This is a genomic window from Mycobacterium sp. D16Q16 (assembly GCF_002013745.1).
GTDB lineage: Bacteria > Actinomycetota > Actinomycetes > Mycobacteriales > Mycobacteriaceae > Mycobacterium.
On sequence record NZ_MAEY01000001.1, the window covers coordinates 543,575 to 560,193 of the forward strand.

Below are 16,619 nucleotides of genomic sequence, written 5' to 3' on the forward strand. Positions count from 1 at the left end.
CTACCAGGCGGTGACGGGGGCGTGGGCGATCGTGGCTCCGCAGTCGTTCTTCGACACACTCGGCGCGTTCGGTGTGCGAAACGATCACTACCTGTTCGACTTTGGTTCGTTCGCAATCCCGTTGGGGCTGGCCCTGCTGGTCTCGGTGAGATGGCCGTCGTGGCGGGTACCGGCGCTGGCCATCGCCACCGGGCATTGGGTACTGCACACCGTGAGCCACCTGGTGGACACCAACCATCACCAGGGCCAGGCCTTGGGATTGTTCGAAGGTGTCGGCCTGTTGGTGACGGCAGCACTGTTGGCGCTGGCGCTGTGGTTCGCGGCCTCCGAGGAATCCGACTCCGAAAAGGACTAACGCGGCCGCGATATGGTCACCGTGGACACCGCCTCCGTGGCGACGTCACCGGCGGTGAAGGCCAACGGGCGCAGCTGCTCGGCGCTGAAGGCCTGGGCCCCCGCGTAGTACGCAGGGTTCTTCGAATCGTCCGGGTTTCCGTAGACCAGAAGGCCTTTCGCGTCCGGCCCATCGGGGCCGTACTGCAATGCCATGATGAAGCTGTCCCCCTCTTGGATGGGATAGCCGTTGAACACCCCCGAGGGACTCGGGATGGCACGCAACTCCGTACCCGGTTCCAGTCGGTCCCCGGGATTGGGTTGCGGTTCAGAGCTGGTGCCCCAGGAGCAGCAATCCACGATATTGGCGGCACCTTCGATATCCGTTCCACCGCCGATCGGCAACAGACGGCCGGTATGCACTTCGCGTTGCAGATCCCCCAATGGCGCATCGACGGGGATACCGGCGCGCTGCAGAAGGCGCACGGCGGCAGCCAGTTCCGTGAGCCAGGGCGTGACATCGGCCGCCGGAACCGAGGGCGAATCAACGGGCTTGGCTGGATCGAATCCGTCCGCGAACAACCTGCCCCGGTCTTTGCGCTCCGCCGCAGTGAACCGGGAGAGCCATTCCCGGAACACGACGGCACCGCGCGCGGTCTTGGTGAACCTGCCGTCCCAGCCGGCCAGCGCGGAGCAGGCGGGCCCCAGGTCGACGCCATCGACCACCTTGGCCGCCATGCACGCCCGCACCAGCGGTACGCGCAGTTGATCGGCAAGGATCGCGCGATCGCTGAACAACGCGGCACCCACGTCGTCGACGGACCACTTGCCACTGTTGCCGGCGAGCAGCCGCGCGTTGGTCTTGGTCCGGGGTGACAGCATCCACCCCTCGCCACCCTGCTGGGGCTGATAGCCGGTGAGCAGTTGATCCGGATTCGCAAGCCACATACTGTCATTGGCGTTGAAGACGTAGTCGCGCCGCTCCAGCTGCGGCATGTGGCCATATCCGATGAGCCCGGGAGCGGCGGCATTCTCATCGTCGGCCCAGTCGAAGAGCGACCGGGATCCGTCGAGCACCACCATTCCAGCGGAGCGATACGCGTCCCTGATCAGCCCCGGCTTCTCGCGGTCGGTCGCCCATGCGGCAAGGGCTTCCTGGGACAGGTTGGGAGTCGCCGAGCTATCGACGATCCAGGCGCGCCCGTCAGCGCTCGTCGAGACGGTATTCATCCATGGCACACCGCGATTAGCCCGGAACACATCCTGGAACTCGTCCATAGAACCTGCGGTGGCCATGCCCAGGTATTGCGACAACGTGGTGTTGGTGTCGGCGTTGGCATCGGCCATCGCGACTGCCTGGGCCCGTGTCCAGCCCACGGTGTCCACATCGGCCACCGGCCCGTGGTTGGTGGAGTAGAGGGTGCGGCTCATCGGCGCGATGCCGTGCTCACCGGCCACGTCAATGGTGATGGGGTCGGGCGTCATCACCTGGCGCCGGCCATCGATGTAGTAGGCGGTGGGGTCCGACGGATCCAGGTCGTAGCGGTACAGCGCGAAGCGGCGCCCGGCCGCCACGGTGGCCGTCCAGGCCACCGCATCGGTGAATCCGAGCTGCACCAAAGGCATTCCGGACAATCCGACACCGTAGACGTTGAGCTGTCCGGGAATGCTCTGGTGCGCCTCCCAGAGACGGTTCTCACCCGTCCAGGGGTAGTGCGGGTTGGCCAACAACAGCCCGCCGCCGGTGCTGGAACGATCCGAGCCCAGGGCCCATCCGTTGCTACCCATCCGCGGCGGAGCGGGCAATGCGCCAGGGCGGGGTGCGGATGCACCTGAAGGCGGTTGTGCCCTGCCGATTTCGGTGATCATGGAGACGCTGGACACCGTCATCACGACATCGGAGAAATGCGCGTACAGGTCCTGCGCGGTGATCGGCGCTACCCACCCGGCGCCATCGCACCAGCCACCGTTCACGCCGTTGATCGACAATGACTCGTTGAACCCCGCGACGTAACCGTCGACCAGTTCGCGCACCCTGGCCGGCTGGTTGGCCCAGCGCTTGGGCGCGTTCTCCCACAGTTTCAGGTGGCGGTAGCCGAAGTCCATATCGACGTTCCGATTGTTGGCGCCCGGCCCGAGCCACTTACTGCGCTCACCGCGCACCTTCACAATCTGGTCGATCAGGGTGCAGGCACGATCCTCACCGAATGCGTAGCCGGTGCCGTAACCCAGTGAGCCCCAATCATCGGCGCTGACATGTGGGACACCCCGTTCGTCTCGGCTGATCGTCGCCGAATAGCGCTGCGGGGCGGGAAGCACGACGCTGGCAGGTCCGACAAGCAGTGCCGTGATCAACGCCAAAGCGACGAGGCGCACCCCTATTGCCCGACGGCCGGCCCACCCGCACCCTGGTTGGGCAGGTCGGTGATGGGGATATTTGTCGCGGGCAGCGGGGACGGCGTGTTCGGCAGCCGCGGAATCTCGGACGCCGGAATGTCTTTCAGGAGGTTCACAGGTGGACCGTTGTCCCGGCTTCCGTAACTGCTGCCGGGTTCACGCGGGCCGAGTAACTTCGTGACGGTCACCGCGTGGTAGCCGTTGGCCCTGAGCACCGGGAGGAACTGCTCGACGAGATCCACTGTGCTCGAATAAGTATCGTGGAAAAGCACCACGGATCCCGGCTTGATCTGTGACATCAGGATGGCCCGGCTGGCATCGGTGTTCGAATCGTTGGCCCAATCGAACGGGATGACATCCCAGTTGATATCGGCCAGGCCCTGCTTCTTGGCTTCGGCCAGCACCTGATCGTTGATCAGACCACCTGCGGTGCGGAACAGCTTGGGGCGCTGACCCGTGGCCGCTTCGATGGCGTCGCTGGCCTTACTCAGCTGGCCCGCGATTGCCTCCGGCGGGATCGTCGTCATGTTGGGGTGTTCCCAGGTATGGCTGCCCAGCTCCATGCCGGCGTCCACGACCCGCTTGGCGCCCGCCGGATCGCGCTGGACCTTGTTGCCGATTTCGAAGAAGGTCGAGTGCGCGCCATTGGCTCGCAGGATCTCCAGCAGCCGGTCGGTGAATGGGCTCGGCCCGTCATCAAATGTCAGCGCCACGCACTTCTCGCGTTGACAGTCCACCGGCTCGTCCAGGGCGCGCTGCTTGTCGGTGACGACGATCGCGGCCGCGATCAAACTTCCGACAGCGGCCGCGACCATCGTCCACCGAAAGACATCACGCTTGGATAGCACGCCCCACAGCGTAACCGTCAGTTCAGGAGGAGAGCCCGGGCCCGAACTCCTCCAGCATCTCTGTGACCAGCGCGGCGATGGGTGAACGCTCGCTACGCACCAGCGTGACGTGCGCGAACAGCGGATGGCCCTTGAGCTTCTCGATCACCGCGGCCACACCGTCGTGACGACCGACACGCAGGTTGTCACGCTGTGCGACGTCGTGAGTGAGCACCACTCGCGAGCCGCTGCCCAGCCGCGACAGCACCGTCAGGAGCACATTGCGCTCCAGGGATTGCGCCTCGTCGACGATCACAAAGGAGTCATGCAGGGACCGTCCACGGATGTGCGTAAGTGGGAGCACCTCGAGCATGCCGCGGGAGAGCACCTCTTCGATGACCGCAGGTGACGCCAGTCCTTCGAGAGTGTCGAAGACGGCCTGCGCCCACGGGCCCATCTTCTCGCTCTCGCTGCCCGGCAGATAGCCCAGCTCCTGGCCGCCGACTGCGTACAGCGGACGGAACACCACAACCTTGCGGTGGCTACGCCGCTCGAGTACCGCTTCGAGTCCGGCGCACAGTGCCAGGGCCGACTTACCGGTACCCGCCTTGCCGCCGAGAGAAACGATGCCCACCGACTCGTCAAGCAGGATGTCCAGTGCCACACGCTGTTCCGCGGAGCGCCCGCGCAGCCCGAAGACTTCACGATCACCGCGTACCAGCTGTACCCGCTTCTCCGCGTTGACTCGGCCAAGTGCGCTCGAGGTGCCGCCCAGCAGCCGGATTCCGGTGTGGCACGGTAGATCTCGCGCCGCCTCCAGATCGACCTCACCGGCTTCGAAGAGCGAGTCGATGACGTCAGGAGCGGTGTCCAGCTCGGTCATGCCCGTCCAGCCCGAGTTCACCACGTCCTGAGCCCGGTACTCGTCGGCAGCCAAGCCCACCGCACCGGCCTTGACACGCAGCGGAATGTCCTTGCTCACCAACGTAACCAGCTTGCCCTCGGCGGCGAGGTTGAGCGCGCACGCCAGAATCCGGGAGTCGTTGGAGTCGGTGCGGAAGCCCACAGGCAGCACCGAGGGATCGGTGTGATTCAGCTCGACATGAAGCGAACCACCCTGTGTCCCAACAGGAATTGACTGATCGAGACGGCCATGCTCCAGCCTCAGATCGTCGAGCATCCGCAACGCGGTACGGGCGAACCAACCCAGCTCGTGATGGTGACGTTTGCCTTCCAGCTCACTGATCACCACCAGCGGGATCACTACCTCATGTTCGGCGAATCGGTTTGTGGCCCAAGGGTCAGACAACAACACCGAGGTGTCGAGCACATAGGTACGGATTGTCCCAGGGTTCATTGAAGCAGTCACCGAGCGCTCCTGACATCCGTGCGGCACCACACGCGATCTGTCGTGGACGCGGTCGGTACCGTGTGTGGACGCCTCATGAGACCGTCCACATCAGGACCGGGGCCGGTCCTGTCGTTTTCGCCACGATCAGTACCTCCCGGATAGCAAAGCATGTCGCTAGCCATCGCTTTTGACGCTACTCGCACCTACGCGTAGATGCCGCGCACCGAATCGAGCGTGTTGACTAACACCGGGTTAACGCCGGTTACAGGCGTGCGGCGGAGCCCTGAATGCGTCGAGCGCATACCAGGTGCACATGAATCCCCCGGATTCTGCGCGCGCGGTATGCGCTCGACGGACAGCTGGCCTAGTAATCAGAGCCGCTCGGTCACGCCCCACTTGTCGGTGAGTTCGCGAACCACGTCCTGCACGGTGACCTCGTCGATGATTCCGGCCTCGGCCACGGAGGCGACCTTGTCCTCGTAACCGTCGATGTCGGCGCCGATGACCTGCAGTTCCGCGGCGCGGGCCTTGATGGCCGCGATGGTGTCCTCGGGGTGCAGACGCAGGCATTCGAGCACGATGTTGCTGTAAATCTGCTCGTGACGGCGCTCGTCCTTCTCGATGTTCGCGAGCAGGCCCTTGAGCACGTCATCGTCGGTCAGCGCGGCGAGGTTCCGTACGAACACCGCGTGCATCTGCTCGAAGAACGCGTTGAACACCAGCGTCTCGATTTGGCTGTACGAGTCGGCCCGGTAGCCCTTCATGACGTGAGCCAGCCGGGTGTCCTCATCGCCGCTGGGATCGGCATTACGGGTCACCACGAGGTACTCGCGCAGGGTGATGGCGTGCAGGTTCTCTTCGGCGGTCCAGCGACCGATGAAATCCGCCCACGGGATGATCTCCAGCGAGAAATGCTCGACCATCTCGCGGTGATAACCCGCCAGGTTGTCCTTGGTGATCAGCAGGATCTGGAGGGCGTCGACGACAGCCTTGGGCAGCTTGACGTCAGAGGGTTCCCAGTCGCGTCCACCCAGGAAGGCGAAGTTCTCACCCTCGTCATACGGGACGTGCTCATGGGAGTACCAAAGCTCCGCCGTGTCGCGGTGGCGATCGATGTTCTCGGCGACGACATCCGTCAGCTCAAGAGTCAACGCATTGGGTACAGGTTTCTGTGCCATGCGGTAACAGTAACCGGACGCGTAGGAAATGTGAAATCGCCACGCGACCCTTAGCGGGCAGACGCAAAAGCCCCCGAAACACCAGCGTGCCGGGGGCTTTTACGTCTAGCCGTGGTGACTAAAGACCCTAGAGAGTGAGGCCCGGATAGAGGGGGTTCGCGGCCAGCAATTCGGCCGAAGCGGCCCTCACGCGGTCGGCGACACCGTCGGCAAGCGTGTACTTCGCCTTCGAGGTGCCGTCAGCCTCGGTGTTGGACAGCACGTCGACGACGAGCTCGGCAACCTTGTCGAACTCGTCACCGTTAAATCCGCGGCTGGTGAGCGCCGGGGTACCGAACCGGATACCGCTGGTGTACCAGGCGCCGTTGGGGTCGGCCGGGATGGCGTTGCGGTTGGTGACGACGCCCGCGTCGAGCAGAGCCGACTCGGCCTGCCGCCCGGTGAGCCCGAAGGACTGCACGTCGAGCAGCACCAGGTGGTTGTCGGTGCCGCCGGTGACCAGGCGGGCGCCCCGCTTCAGGAAGCCCTCGGCGAGCGACTTGGCGTTATCGGCGACGCGCTGCGCGTACGCCTGGAAGGAGGGCTGGCGCGCCTCGGCCAGGGCGACGGCCTTGGCGGCCATCACGTGCGACAGCGGTCCGCCCAGCACCATGGGGCAGCCCTTGTCGACGGCATCGGAGTACTCGGCGGTGGCCAGCACCAGGCCACCACGCGGGCCGCGCAGCGACTTGTGGGTGGTGGTCGTGGTGATGTGGGCGTGCGGCACCGGATCCTCGTCACCGGTGAACACCTTGCCTGCGACCAGGCCGGCGAAGTGCGCCATATCCACGAACAGGGTGGCGCCCACCTCGTCGGCGATCTCGCGCATCTTGGCGAAGTTCACCCGGCGCGGGTACGCGGAGTAGCCACCCACCAGCACCAGCGGCTTGAACTCGCGTGCGGCCGCAGCCAGCGCGTCGTAGTCCAGCAACCCGGTTTCCGGGTCGGTGCCGTAGCTGCGCTGGTGGAACATCTTGCCCGAGATGTTCGGGCGGAAGCCGTGGGTGAGGTGGCCGCCGGTGTCCAGTGACATACCCATCAGGCGCTGGTTGCCGTACTGATGGCGCAGCTCCTCCCAATCGGTCTCGGACAGGTCGTTGACGTTGCGCACACCCTTCTCGGCGAGCGCCGGCGCCTCGACCCGAGTGGCCAGGATTGCCCAGTAGGCAACGAGATTGGCGTCGATTCCCGAGTGCGGCTGGGCGTACGCGTAGGGCGCACCGAACAGCTCGCGGGCATGCTCGGCGGCCAGCGCCTCGACGGTGTCGATGTTCTGGCAGCCGGCGTAGAAGCGATGGCCGATGGTGCCCTCGGCGTACTTGTCGGAGAGCCAGGTGCCCATGGTGAGCAACACCGCGGGCGAGGCGTAGTTCTCGCTGGCGATCAGCTTGAGCGAATCGCGTTGGTCGGCAAGCTCTTTTCGGGTCGCGTCGGCGATCCGCGGTTCGATGGTCTCGATGACCTCCAGGGCCGAACGGTACGCGGCGCTGGCGGTCTCGGCGTACTGCGCGCCCTGCGCAATGTCGCTGGAAGCTGAAGTCGTCATGACCCTCAGCCTAGTAGGCGCCTACACCAAGGTGGACGCCACCAGGGGCTCGTCCAGCAGCCGCCCGAAGCGGGTCGTGAGGGACTGTTCGGGCGGACGACGATCCAGCCACCCCTTCAACAATTGATAGCCCTCGACGTAGGTCGAGATGTATGCCCGCCACAGCGGCGAGGACAGGAATTTGAGCATGTGCCGGGCACGCTCATCGGGGACCAACAGCCAGCGTTTCAGGAATGCGATCACGTCTTCGACGTCGCGGTGCTCGTCATGGAGCATGAGCGCCGCGTCTTGGCGCACGTTGATCAGCCCTGCGCGCGCCCGCCCCATGGCCTGAGCCTGTTCGCCGTCGAAGCGCAGCCCGAGGTCGGCGTAGATCTCTTGGGCCCACAGCCCCCAGTCCTCGCCGACGGCGGCGTACAGGGCGAGGTCGGCGAGCCCCTCGGCCATCAGGCACTGTGGCGTGTTGACCAGGAAGATGGTTTGTTCCTGCTGGTCTCCGAGGTGCACCAGGCCGGCTTCCTTGCGGCAGTGCTCGGTGTGGTGCCCGGGGTAGGACTCGTGGGCGATCAGAGCGGGCACGTTGTTCAGATACTGCTTGAGATCGGAATTGACGGCGACCGTCGAGCGGTAGTTGCCCTCGTAGTAGTTGAACCCCGACCAGGGTTTGTCGCTGACGACCTCGTAGGTCACCGTCTCGGTGTCGGGCAGCGGAAACTCCGCACGCACCCGGTCACGCAGTGCGCTGGAGAAAGCGTCCACACATTCCTGCAGGCGGTTCGGGTCGATCTCCTGAGACCGGTCATAGGCGGTTTTCCGTTCCAGCAGCGAACCGCCCTCCGGCAGAACAGAATCGAGGGCCTCATGCGCTTGCTCATAGCGCTCCTCGTCGCCCTTCTCGATGCGCACATCGAAGTAGTCATGCACCTCGTCGACAAACCCGATGTCCTCGCCCGCGAACTTGCGCCCGGCGCAGGCCAGTGCCTTCAGGTGGGTGTCGATGAACGCCTTACGCGCCCCGTCCAGGTCGCTGGCGGCCAGCTCTCCGCGCAGCGCACTCGCCTGCCGTGCGAGGTCGGCCGGATTGGGAGTGGGCTCATTCTCGACACGCTGCCGCAGCGAGGGATCACCGGTGAACGAGTCGACGTATCCACTTTCGATGCGGTCAAATCGCAGCCCGAGCAGCAGGTATTCGGTTACGACACCATTCTTCGATGCGCCGTTATCGCCCATGTCACACAACCCTAGTGCCGCGTTCACGAAGGGTTCCTGCAAGACTTGCCACTATGAGTGTTGGTCTTCGCGCAAGCGGCCCATCCACGCACTCTTCCTTCTTGCGAGCGGCGCGTCGATGCCGCGGCTGAGCGAGCCGAGCCCCTATGTGGAGTTCGACCGGAAACAGTGGCGCGCGCTGCGTAAATCCACGCCGCTGGTCCTCACCGAGGAAGAGCTCATCGGCCTGCGTGGTCTGGGCGAACAGATCGACCTGACCGAGGTCGCGGAGGTCTATCTGCCGCTCGCTCGTCTCATCCATCTCCAGGTGGCCGCCCGGCAGCGCTTGTTCGCCGCCACCGCCACCTTCCTCGGGGATCAACACCCGGACCGTCTGGTCCCCTTCGTCATTGGAGTGGCGGGCAGCGTCGCGGTCGGCAAGTCGACAACGGCCCGCGTGCTGCAGGCACTGCTCGCGCGCTGGGACCACCATCCCCGGGTGGACCTGGTGACCACCGACGGATTTCTCTACCCCAATGCCGAGCTGTCTCGACGGAACATCATGCACCGCAAAGGATTTCCCGAGAGTTACAACAGGCGCGGACTGCTGCGATTCGTTACCGAGGTCAAATCGGGGGCGCATGAGGTCACCGCCCCGGTCTACTCGCACTTGCTGTACGACATCATCAAGAACGAGAAACACGTTGTGCAGCAACCCGATATCCTCATTCTTGAGGGCCTCAACGTACTGCAAACGGGCCCGACGCTGATGGTCTCGGACCTGTTCGATTTCTCGATCTATGTGGACGCACGCATCGAGGACATCGAACAGTGGTACATCTCCCGATTCCTGGCGATGCGCTCCACGTCGTTCGCAAATCCTTCCTCGCATTTCCATCACTACGCCAAGCTGTCCGATAAGCAAGCAACCCTTGCCGCACAGGAGATTTGGCATTCAATCAACCTGCCCAACCTGCTCGAGAACATCCTGCCGACCCGCCCACGCGCGACGCTGGTACTGCGCAAGGATGCCGACCACTCGATCAACCGGTTGCGCCTGCGCAAGCTGTAGACGGCCTTGCGCGAAGTAGACCGAAAGGTATATTCGCCTCATGATCAACGGCGTGGTTGAAACCTGGCACGGCATCATTTCCGGCGCGACCCCGGAAGCACTCAACGACCTGCTGGCCGAGGATGTCGTCTTCTACTCCCCCGTGGTGTTCACCCCCCAGCGCGGCAAGGCGATCACCGCCATGTACTTGCTGGCCGCGTTCGCGACACTCGCCGGACCCGACGGCGACTTCCACTACGTCAAGGAAGTCCTCGATGGCAACACCGCGGCCCTGGAGTTCGAGTCGTCCATCGACGGCAAGTACGTCAACGGGGTCGACATCATCACCTGCGACGACGCCGGCAAGATCACCGAGTTCAAGGTCATGATCCGCCCGTTGCAGGCCATCACCGCGATCCACGAGAAGATGCGCGCGGCTCTAGAAGCTGCGTCCTGATTTACGGTGCGTCAGCGGCAACCAACCAGTAGGTTGACCGCATGGACTATGACTACGACGTGGTCGTCATCGGGTCCGGTTTCGGTGGGAGCGTTGCGGCCCTCCGCCTCACCGAAAAGGGCTACCGAGTCGGCATACTTGATATGGGAAAACGCTGGAAACGCGAGGATTTTCCCCCGAACAACTGGCACGTTCGCAAGGCGATGTGGGCACCCGCGCTCGGGTGCTTCGGACCGCAGCGACTTACCGTGTTGGGCAAGACCTTCATCGCCAGCGCGGTGGGCGTGGGCGGTGGATCGCTGATCTACGGCAACACGCTGTATGAACCGCTGGAGCAGTTCTACACCGATAAGCAGTGGGCGCATATCACCGACTGGAAGTCCGAACTGGCGCCCTATTACGACCAGGCCAGCCGGATGCTCGGAGTCGCGCAGACTCCGCACACCACCCCACCCGATGAGGTGCTACTCGCCGTCGCCAAGGACCTGGGCGTCGAGGACACCTACCACCCCACCAATGTCGGTGTCTTCTTCGGCGATGAGCCGGGCAAGACCGTGCCGGATCCGTTCTTCGGCGGCGCGGGGCCCGAGCGCGCCGGCTGCATCGGCTGTGCTGCCTGCATGACCGGCTGCAAGCACAACGCCAAGAACACCACCGAGACCAACTACCTGTATCTCGCGGAACACGCGGGCGCAGAAATACATCCGCTTACCGAGGTGCTCGATGTGCGGCCCCTGCAGGATCGTGAGGGCTATGCGGTCAGCACCAAACAGACCGGGCGGCTGGTACGCAAAAAGAAGCGCACGTTCACCGCACAGCATGTGGTGTTCTCGGCGGCATCGCTGGGCACCCAGCGGCTGCTGCACAAATTCAAGGATTCAGGGTCGCTACCCAACCTGTCGGATCGTCTGGGCGAACAGACACGCACCAACTCCGAATCCGTGCCCATCGTCTACTCCCCCACCCGCGATGACTTCTCGCAAGGCGTCGCCATTACCTCGTCGATCCACCCCGAACCGAACACCCATGTCGAGGTGGTCCGATACGGGGAAGGCTCGACCTTCCTGAGCATGTTGGGCACCAACATGGTTGACGGCGGCCCGTGGCGTTTCGCGCGCACCTGGCTGGCCAACGTGCGGCACCCCGCCATGGTGTTCCGCTCAATGTTCCCCTACCGCGCCGCGCAGCACTCCATCATCGTGCTGGTGATGCAGTCGTTGGACAACTCGCTGACCACCTATCTCAAGCGCGGGCTGTTCGGAAAGAAGATGACCACCAAACAGGGCTCGGGAGAACCGAACCCGGACTGGATCCCGGTCGCACACGATGTCGCACGGCGGATGGCCGACAAGGTCGACGGATACGCGGGCAGCACCCACCTGGATTCGATGAACATCCCGCTGACGGCGCATTTCATCGGCGGCTGCCCCATCGGCGATTCTCCCGAGACCGGCGTGATCGATCCGTACCAACGGGTCTACGGATATCCCGGGCTGTATGTCTCCGATGGTTCGGCGATCTCGGCCAACCTGGGGGTGAATCCGTCATTCACCATTACCGCCCAAGCCGAACGCGCAATGGCGTTCTGGCCCAACAAGGGTGAGCTCGATCCGCGGCCGGCGCTGGGCTCGCCCTACAAGCGCGTCTTCCCGGTGCAACCCAACCGTCCGACCGTTCCGGAGTCCGCACCCGGCGCGCTGCGCTTGCCGCTGACCCCGGTTTAAACATGAAGGTGCCGGGCCACCCAGTGGATGGCCCGGCACCGGCTCGCCGTCAGAAAGAGGCGAGCATGTGGGCGGCTACGCCGAGCGCAGGCGCCGTAGTCCGAGGAATTGGATGTCCGCCATGACGGCGGTGTAGATGCCGAATGCGATGGAAAGCGTCACCCCGGCGGTGGTCAGCGGTATCCATCTCACGACACCCGCTGCCACATAGAGCACGGTGGCCAGCAGGTTGCCGGCGATATAGGCGACGCCGATGGTTCCGAGCCTGGACCTGTCGGCCCGGCTCAGCACGAAGGCCAACACCCCGTATCCGATGAGAGCGGCGGCATGCGCCACCTGAAATCCCAGCGAGGGACCAAGCGGCCCGACAAGCCATTTCGCGGCGATCAGCAGGACGACAGCAACCGAACCGGTAACGATGCCGTCGAGGCCGATTCCGAATCGCAGGAGCGAGTCGGGTTGGGCGAATCGGGTGCGAAGTACTGAGGCGTTCTCTGAAGCTATGGACATTGGGGACTCCTTGTGTGAAAGCTCCGGGTGAAAGCTGACACCACCGACATTCCTCGGGATGTACTGCCATCTCGACATTCGGCACTGCCAATCCCTGCCAATTCACCGCGCGGTGTGCCATCATCTAAGGATGACAACAGCGGATGTCATCTCTACCGCGCCCGGTGCGCAGCTCGGCCGTCATTCACTGTTATGGCGCTGGGCTGGCGATATGCGCATCGCCTTCACCGGAGGCACGGCCGGGCTTCTGCAAACGATGGACCCCGCCATCGGTTATGCACTGATCGAGCACTCGAACTTCTTCGCAGACCCTGTGGACAGGGTCTTCCGCTCGTTACCCCCGATCCTCGGCACCGTGTACGACGATCCCGCGGCCGGTACTGGCATGAAGGTGCGGGACTTTCACCGCGACATCAAGGGGATCCAGCCCGACGGCGTCCGGTATCACGCACTGAACCCGACGACCTTCTGGTGGGCTCATGCGACGTTTCAGGTGATGGTCGAACAGACCATAGACAGGTACTCCCGTTACCGGCTCACCGACGCCGAACGAGAGCAGCTCTACCGAGAGGGCGTCGAATGGTATCGCCGGTACGCGATGAGCGAGCAGCCGCTGCCACCGAATAGAGCTGCGTTCCAACGGGAGTGGGATCGATACTGCGACGAGGTGCTCGCCCCCAACCCCGCGGCCGACTATCTGATGAAGGTCATCGAGGGGCGTGCCGTGCCCGATATGAGCAAGTCCCCGTATTTACCGGTGGCGTCCTATTTGAAGCCGGCCGCCAGACTCGCTTTGCCCACCGCACCGATGCGCATGGCGTTGGCGCCACCGTTGAGACTCACCATCTACGGCGGCTTGCCGCCCCAGGTACGCAAGCGTTTTGGGATCCGCTGGAACCTTGCGGACGAGACGGCCTACCGCGCGCTTTTGCGCGCCGTGCCACTGGCGTGGCCCTTCATCCCGACATCGTGGAGATGGCATCCGGGCAGCCATGCCGGCTGGCGGCGGGAACGGGGACGGCTACCGCGAAACTGGTGATGAACCATTGGACACCGGGACGGTCTGTGCGCGCAGATCCGCGGCGATGAGTTTGGCCGCGGCGTTCTGCCAGTTGTGCAACGAACGCTGCGGCACCTCGGTGACCAGCCACTGCCACGCCTGACGCGATACCGGGTCCAGTCCCGCGGCGGTCGCACCCTGCGCGTATGCCCGCACGCCCATGACGTACGGAAAGTACAGCGCGTTGTAGTAGCGCCATTGATCGGTGGTGCCGAAATCCCCGTCCTCCCGGGGCTTGAGCCGTGAAATGGATTCGGCAAGCACCGCCCTGAGCTCGTTGGCACGCTCGACAGGCTGATCAGAGGCGCCACGATCGGTGAGGCGTTCATCGATGGCGGGCAGCGATGTCAGCGGGCTGGCGACGAGTTTGGCCAGGTCGCCGTAATGGCTCAGTGCCCGGCGCGTCAGACGGGTGAACGTTTCGTCGTCGACGCCGTCGATGGGCGATGCCGATTTCAGCGGCAACGCGGCCTCGGTGTTACGCAGCTCGGAACGCTCGTGACGCAGCTGCGGGGAGCGCGAGAACGCCAGGCGGTCAAGGAAGTCGGCGAAGGGGCCCGATTGCACCTGGATGCAGATGGCCAGGGCGACGCTGGTGAACAACAGGACCACCAGGGCGACCGATTGACCGACGACGGCGATGCCGATCATGGCCTGGGCGCCGAACAACGCCCCGACCAGAATGGAGGCGACGAACGAACGCAGCATGTCACCGCGCAGGGCCTGTCCCTCGTCGAAGGCGTCCCAGAGTGCAACCCCCAGACCGAGCAACACCAGATCGAAACCTGTCGACGCCAGCGCCAGCCAGCTCGGCAGGATGCCGAGCGGGATGATCAGCTGCGCATCACCGAGGGTGAAGAACATGGTGGCGACCAGGACGACGCCCCGCGCCGAACCGGGTATCGAGGCACGTCGGCGGAACAACAAGATCGCCGCACCGATGGCGGCGGTCCCATTGGCACAGAACATGATCCAGTGCCCAAGTTGTGCGGGACCGGCGATGGTTCCGGCCAGCGACGCGCCCACCAGCAGCACGACCGCCAGGACGGCACCGGGGACAGCCATCGCGGCGCGATCACGCCACCGGTCGCCGGTATTGGTGAGTTCAAGCAGCACCAGCAGCCAGGCGACACTCGGGATGATCGCGGTGAAAACCTCGATGCGGCCCAGCAGCTCGGCATCGGATCCCGGAGTAACCCGGATGGCGTCGAGTGCGACGACAACGGAGTAACCAATCAGTCCGATCGCGGCGAGGACCAGGACGGGCTTGCGGGGGTTGCGCGCGAGCAGATACAGACCCAGCCACCAGCTGAGTCCGAAAACCAGTGCCGACATCGCCACCATTATTAACAGTGTGACAGGTGCGCGTTGATCACATCCAGTGACCGCGACGAAGCGACCTAAGGGCGACGATCCTTACGAAGCCTCGACGGAGTTCGTAAGCGTCCCGATACGGTCGACGCTGACCTCGACGACATCTCCCGCCGCAAGGAACCGGTTGCTGAAAAGTCCAACACCCTGCGGAGAACCGGTGAGCAGCACATCTCCGGGTTCCAGGGTGAACAGCCGGGAGGCGAAGGCGATGAGTTCCGGGATCTGATGCAGGAACTCGCCGGTCGTGGCGTCCTGACGGAGTTCGCCGTTGACCGTGGTGCGGATCGCCAGATCCAAGCGCGGACCGAACTCGTCTGCCGTCACCAAACATGGTCCGAGCGGTTTGAAGGTATCGAAACTCTTGGCAAGTCCCATGGAAACCGTGAGATCCCCAGACATCGCCCTGCGTTGGATATCTCGGGCGCTGACGTCATTGGCCACCGTAAATCCGGCGACATGCGACCACGCGTGGCGCTCGTCGACCGATGTGGCGCGCCGGCCGATCACAACAGCAATCTCACCCTCATAGTCGACTGCGGATGGCGCGAAAGCAGGTAGCAGGATCGGAGCACCCGTCCCCACGACTGCCGAGCCAGCAGTGAGGTGGACGTTGGGTTCCGTTGGGAGGTCCGAAGGTTGGATGCCCATCGCCCCGACAACCTCGTCGAGATGGCTCTGATAGTTCAGGCCAACAATAGGCACCTTTCCCGGGCGGGGCACCGGCGCCATCAGGCCGCATTCCTGCAGCGCGAGATGCTTACGCACCCGCGCGGTGCGAGCCTCGTCGAGCGACCCCACCCGTAGTAACTCGCCCAGGTCGAGCACATCCAGTTCCAGAAAGGCAAGCTCTCCGGGCCCGTCCTCACGGGCGATGCCGTCGGTCGTCGAATACAGGCGCATGGACATCTACCTCTTCTTTTGGTGTGGGCTGATCCAGACGATACGCATCTCTTGACTCATAGACAAGAGAATGAGATCTTGTCTCTTGACTAACGATCATGAGCCGGGAGGGTCTCGGCGCTACCGATCATCGAAGGGATCCACAATGGCGTCTCCCGCGAAGCTTGCCCATGTCGTTCTGCGCACCGCGCAGCACCGAACGATGCTGGACTGGTACAACCTCGTACTCGAAGGGCACACGGCCTACGTCAACGACGTGTTGGCATTCATGACCTACGACGACGAACATCACCGGATGGCGTTCCTGAACATGGGCGCCCAGGAGCATCCGACCTACCAGCACTGCGGGATGGACCACGTCGCGTTCACGTACGACAACCTGGGCGACCTGCTGGCCACCTATGTTCGACTCAAAGGCACTGGGGTAAAGCCACATTGGACGATCAACCACGGACCCACCACCTCGATGTACTTCCGCGATCCTGATGACAACCAGGTTGAACTGCAGATCGACAATTTCGCCACCGCACAGGAGGTTCAGGAATACCTGGACTCCGGCAAATTCCACGCCAACCCCATTGGCGTGGAATTCGATCCCGACGAGTTGGTGGCCCGCTTTGACGCCGGGGAACCCGTTGCTGAGCTCGTGAAGGTGCCGTGACC

Annotated in this window: 15 protein-coding genes; 6 read left to right on the forward strand and 9 right to left on the reverse strand. The window is 63.9% G+C overall.

Translation table 11 applies throughout. From position 1 onward, the window contains the following. The first annotated feature begins 10 nt into the window (after window positions 1-10). Window positions 11-355, forward strand: coding sequence for a hypothetical protein (locus B4394_RS02615; RefSeq protein ID WP_286141873.1), 345 nt, complete (start codon window positions 11-13; stop codon window positions 353-355). Here the strand turns inward: B4394_RS02615 and B4394_RS02620 are convergent. The 6 genes from B4394_RS02620 to B4394_RS02645 form a co-directional block, all read right to left on the reverse strand. Then, on the reverse strand, window positions 352-2,709 hold the full coding sequence (locus B4394_RS02620) for a penicillin acylase family protein (RefSeq protein ID WP_078314039.1): 2,358 nt from the start codon (window positions 2,707-2,709) through the stop codon (window positions 352-354). The two genes, B4394_RS02615 and B4394_RS02620, sit on opposite strands and share 4 nt — an antisense overlap. 2 nt (window positions 2,710-2,711) lie before the next feature. After that, window positions 2,712-3,578 (reverse strand): polysaccharide deacetylase family protein, encoded by an 867-nt coding sequence (locus B4394_RS02625; RefSeq protein ID WP_139359875.1) that lies wholly within the window; start codon window positions 3,576-3,578, stop codon window positions 2,712-2,714. Between the two features lie 22 nt (window positions 3,579-3,600). Continuing rightward, window positions 3,601-4,914, reverse strand: a complete 1,314-nt coding sequence (phoH2, locus tag B4394_RS02630; RefSeq protein WP_078309795.1) for an RNA 5'-3' helicase PhoH2 — start codon at window positions 4,912-4,914, stop codon at window positions 3,601-3,603. Between the two features lie 365 nt (window positions 4,915-5,279). Further along, entirely contained in the window at window positions 5,280-6,086 is an 807-nt protein-coding gene (locus B4394_RS02635; RefSeq protein ID WP_078309797.1) for an acyl-ACP desaturase, read from the reverse strand. A gap of 127 nt (window positions 6,087-6,213) precedes the next feature. Then, window positions 6,214-7,671 carry a glycine hydroxymethyltransferase gene (locus B4394_RS02640; RefSeq protein WP_078314043.1) on the reverse strand — a complete coding sequence of 486 codons (1,458 nt, stop codon included), beginning with the start codon at window positions 7,669-7,671 and terminating at the stop codon, window positions 6,214-6,216. A gap of 21 nt (window positions 7,672-7,692) precedes the next feature. Continuing rightward, window positions 7,693-8,901: a DUF885 domain-containing protein gene (locus tag B4394_RS02645; protein WP_078314046.1), complete on the reverse strand. Its 1,209-nt coding sequence runs from the start codon at window positions 8,899-8,901 to the stop codon at window positions 7,693-7,695. A gap of 118 nt (window positions 8,902-9,019) precedes the next feature. Here B4394_RS02645 and coaA point away from each other — a divergent pair, with 118 nt between their 5' ends. From coaA to B4394_RS02660, 3 genes are read left to right on the forward strand one after another with little or no spacing between them, the layout of a single operon-like run. After that, the gene (coaA, locus tag B4394_RS02650) at window positions 9,020-9,952 is read left to right on the forward strand and encodes a type I pantothenate kinase (RefSeq protein ID WP_078309803.1); all 933 of its coding nucleotides are present in this window, start codon (window positions 9,020-9,022) and stop codon (window positions 9,950-9,952) included. Window positions 9,953-9,992: 40 nt separating this feature from the next. Further along, window positions 9,993-10,388 carry a nuclear transport factor 2 family protein gene (locus B4394_RS02655; protein WP_078314048.1) on the forward strand — a complete coding sequence of 132 codons (396 nt, stop codon included), beginning with the start codon at window positions 9,993-9,995 and terminating at the stop codon, window positions 10,386-10,388. Window positions 10,389-10,429: 41 nt separating this feature from the next. Further along, window positions 10,430-12,112, forward strand: coding sequence for a GMC oxidoreductase (locus tag B4394_RS02660; RefSeq protein WP_078309807.1), 1,683 nt, complete (start codon window positions 10,430-10,432; stop codon window positions 12,110-12,112). Window positions 12,113-12,187: 75 nt separating this feature from the next. On the opposite strand, the gene B4394_RS02665 is transcribed toward B4394_RS02660, so the two are convergent. Further along, complete coding sequence (locus B4394_RS02665; protein ID WP_078309809.1) at window positions 12,188-12,622, reverse strand: hypothetical protein; 435 nt, start codon at window positions 12,620-12,622, stop codon at window positions 12,188-12,190. 130 nt (window positions 12,623-12,752) lie between these two features. Here B4394_RS02665 and B4394_RS02670 point away from each other — a divergent pair, with 130 nt between their 5' ends. Continuing rightward, a complete protein-coding gene (locus B4394_RS02670; RefSeq protein ID WP_078314050.1) occupies window positions 12,753-13,661 on the forward strand; it encodes an oxygenase MpaB family protein in 909 nt (302 codons plus the stop codon). Here the strand turns inward: B4394_RS02670 and B4394_RS02675 are convergent. Further along, window positions 13,644-15,026, reverse strand: coding sequence for a hypothetical protein (locus B4394_RS02675; RefSeq protein WP_078309813.1), 1,383 nt, complete (start codon window positions 15,024-15,026; stop codon window positions 13,644-13,646). The two genes, B4394_RS02670 and B4394_RS02675, sit on opposite strands and share 18 nt — an antisense overlap. A 72-nt stretch (window positions 15,027-15,098) precedes the next feature. Further along, complete coding sequence (locus B4394_RS02680) at window positions 15,099-15,962, reverse strand: fumarylacetoacetate hydrolase family protein (protein WP_286141874.1); 864 nt, start codon at window positions 15,960-15,962, stop codon at window positions 15,099-15,101. Window positions 15,963-16,101: 139 nt separating this feature from the next. On the opposite strand from B4394_RS02680, the gene B4394_RS02685 reads away from it, so the two are divergent. Then, window positions 16,102-16,617: a VOC family protein gene (locus B4394_RS02685; protein WP_078309815.1), complete on the forward strand. Its 516-nt coding sequence runs from the start codon at window positions 16,102-16,104 to the stop codon at window positions 16,615-16,617. The last annotated feature ends 2 nt before the right edge of the window (window positions 16,618-16,619 follow it).

What these genes read in the sequence shown, in the direction of transcription:
- B4394_RS02640 (WP_078314043.1), bottom strand. Translation starts at nt 7,671, where the DNA reads ATGACGACTTCAGCTTCCAGCGACATTGCGCAGGGCGCGCAGTACGCC.
- coaA (WP_078309803.1), top strand. Translation starts at nt 9,020, where the DNA reads ATGCCGCGGCTGAGCGAGCCGAGCCCCTATGTGGAGTTCGACCGGAAA.
- B4394_RS02665 (WP_078309809.1), bottom strand. Translation starts at nt 12,622, where the DNA reads ATGTCCATAGCTTCAGAGAACGCCTCAGTACTTCGCACCCGATTCGCC.
- B4394_RS02645 (WP_078314046.1), bottom strand. Translation starts at nt 8,901, where the DNA reads ATGGGCGATAACGGCGCATCGAAGAATGGTGTCGTAACCGAATACCTG.
- B4394_RS02655 (WP_078314048.1), top strand. Translation starts at nt 9,993, where the DNA reads ATGATCAACGGCGTGGTTGAAACCTGGCACGGCATCATTTCCGGCGCG.
- phoH2 (WP_078309795.1), bottom strand. Translation starts at nt 4,914, where the DNA reads ATGAACCCTGGGACAATCCGTACCTATGTGCTCGACACCTCGGTGTTG.
- B4394_RS02660 (WP_078309807.1), top strand. Translation starts at nt 10,430, where the DNA reads ATGGACTATGACTACGACGTGGTCGTCATCGGGTCCGGTTTCGGTGGG.
- B4394_RS02685 (WP_078309815.1), top strand. Translation starts at nt 16,102, where the DNA reads ATGGCGTCTCCCGCGAAGCTTGCCCATGTCGTTCTGCGCACCGCGCAG.
- B4394_RS02670 (WP_078314050.1), top strand. Translation starts at nt 12,753, where the DNA reads ATGACAACAGCGGATGTCATCTCTACCGCGCCCGGTGCGCAGCTCGGC.
- B4394_RS02675 (WP_078309813.1), bottom strand. Translation starts at nt 15,026, where the DNA reads ATGGTGGCGATGTCGGCACTGGTTTTCGGACTCAGCTGGTGGCTGGGT.
- B4394_RS02635 (WP_078309797.1), bottom strand. Translation starts at nt 6,086, where the DNA reads ATGGCACAGAAACCTGTACCCAATGCGTTGACTCTTGAGCTGACGGAT.
- B4394_RS02680 (WP_286141874.1), bottom strand. Translation starts at nt 15,962, where the DNA reads ATGTCCATGCGCCTGTATTCGACGACCGACGGCATCGCCCGTGAGGAC.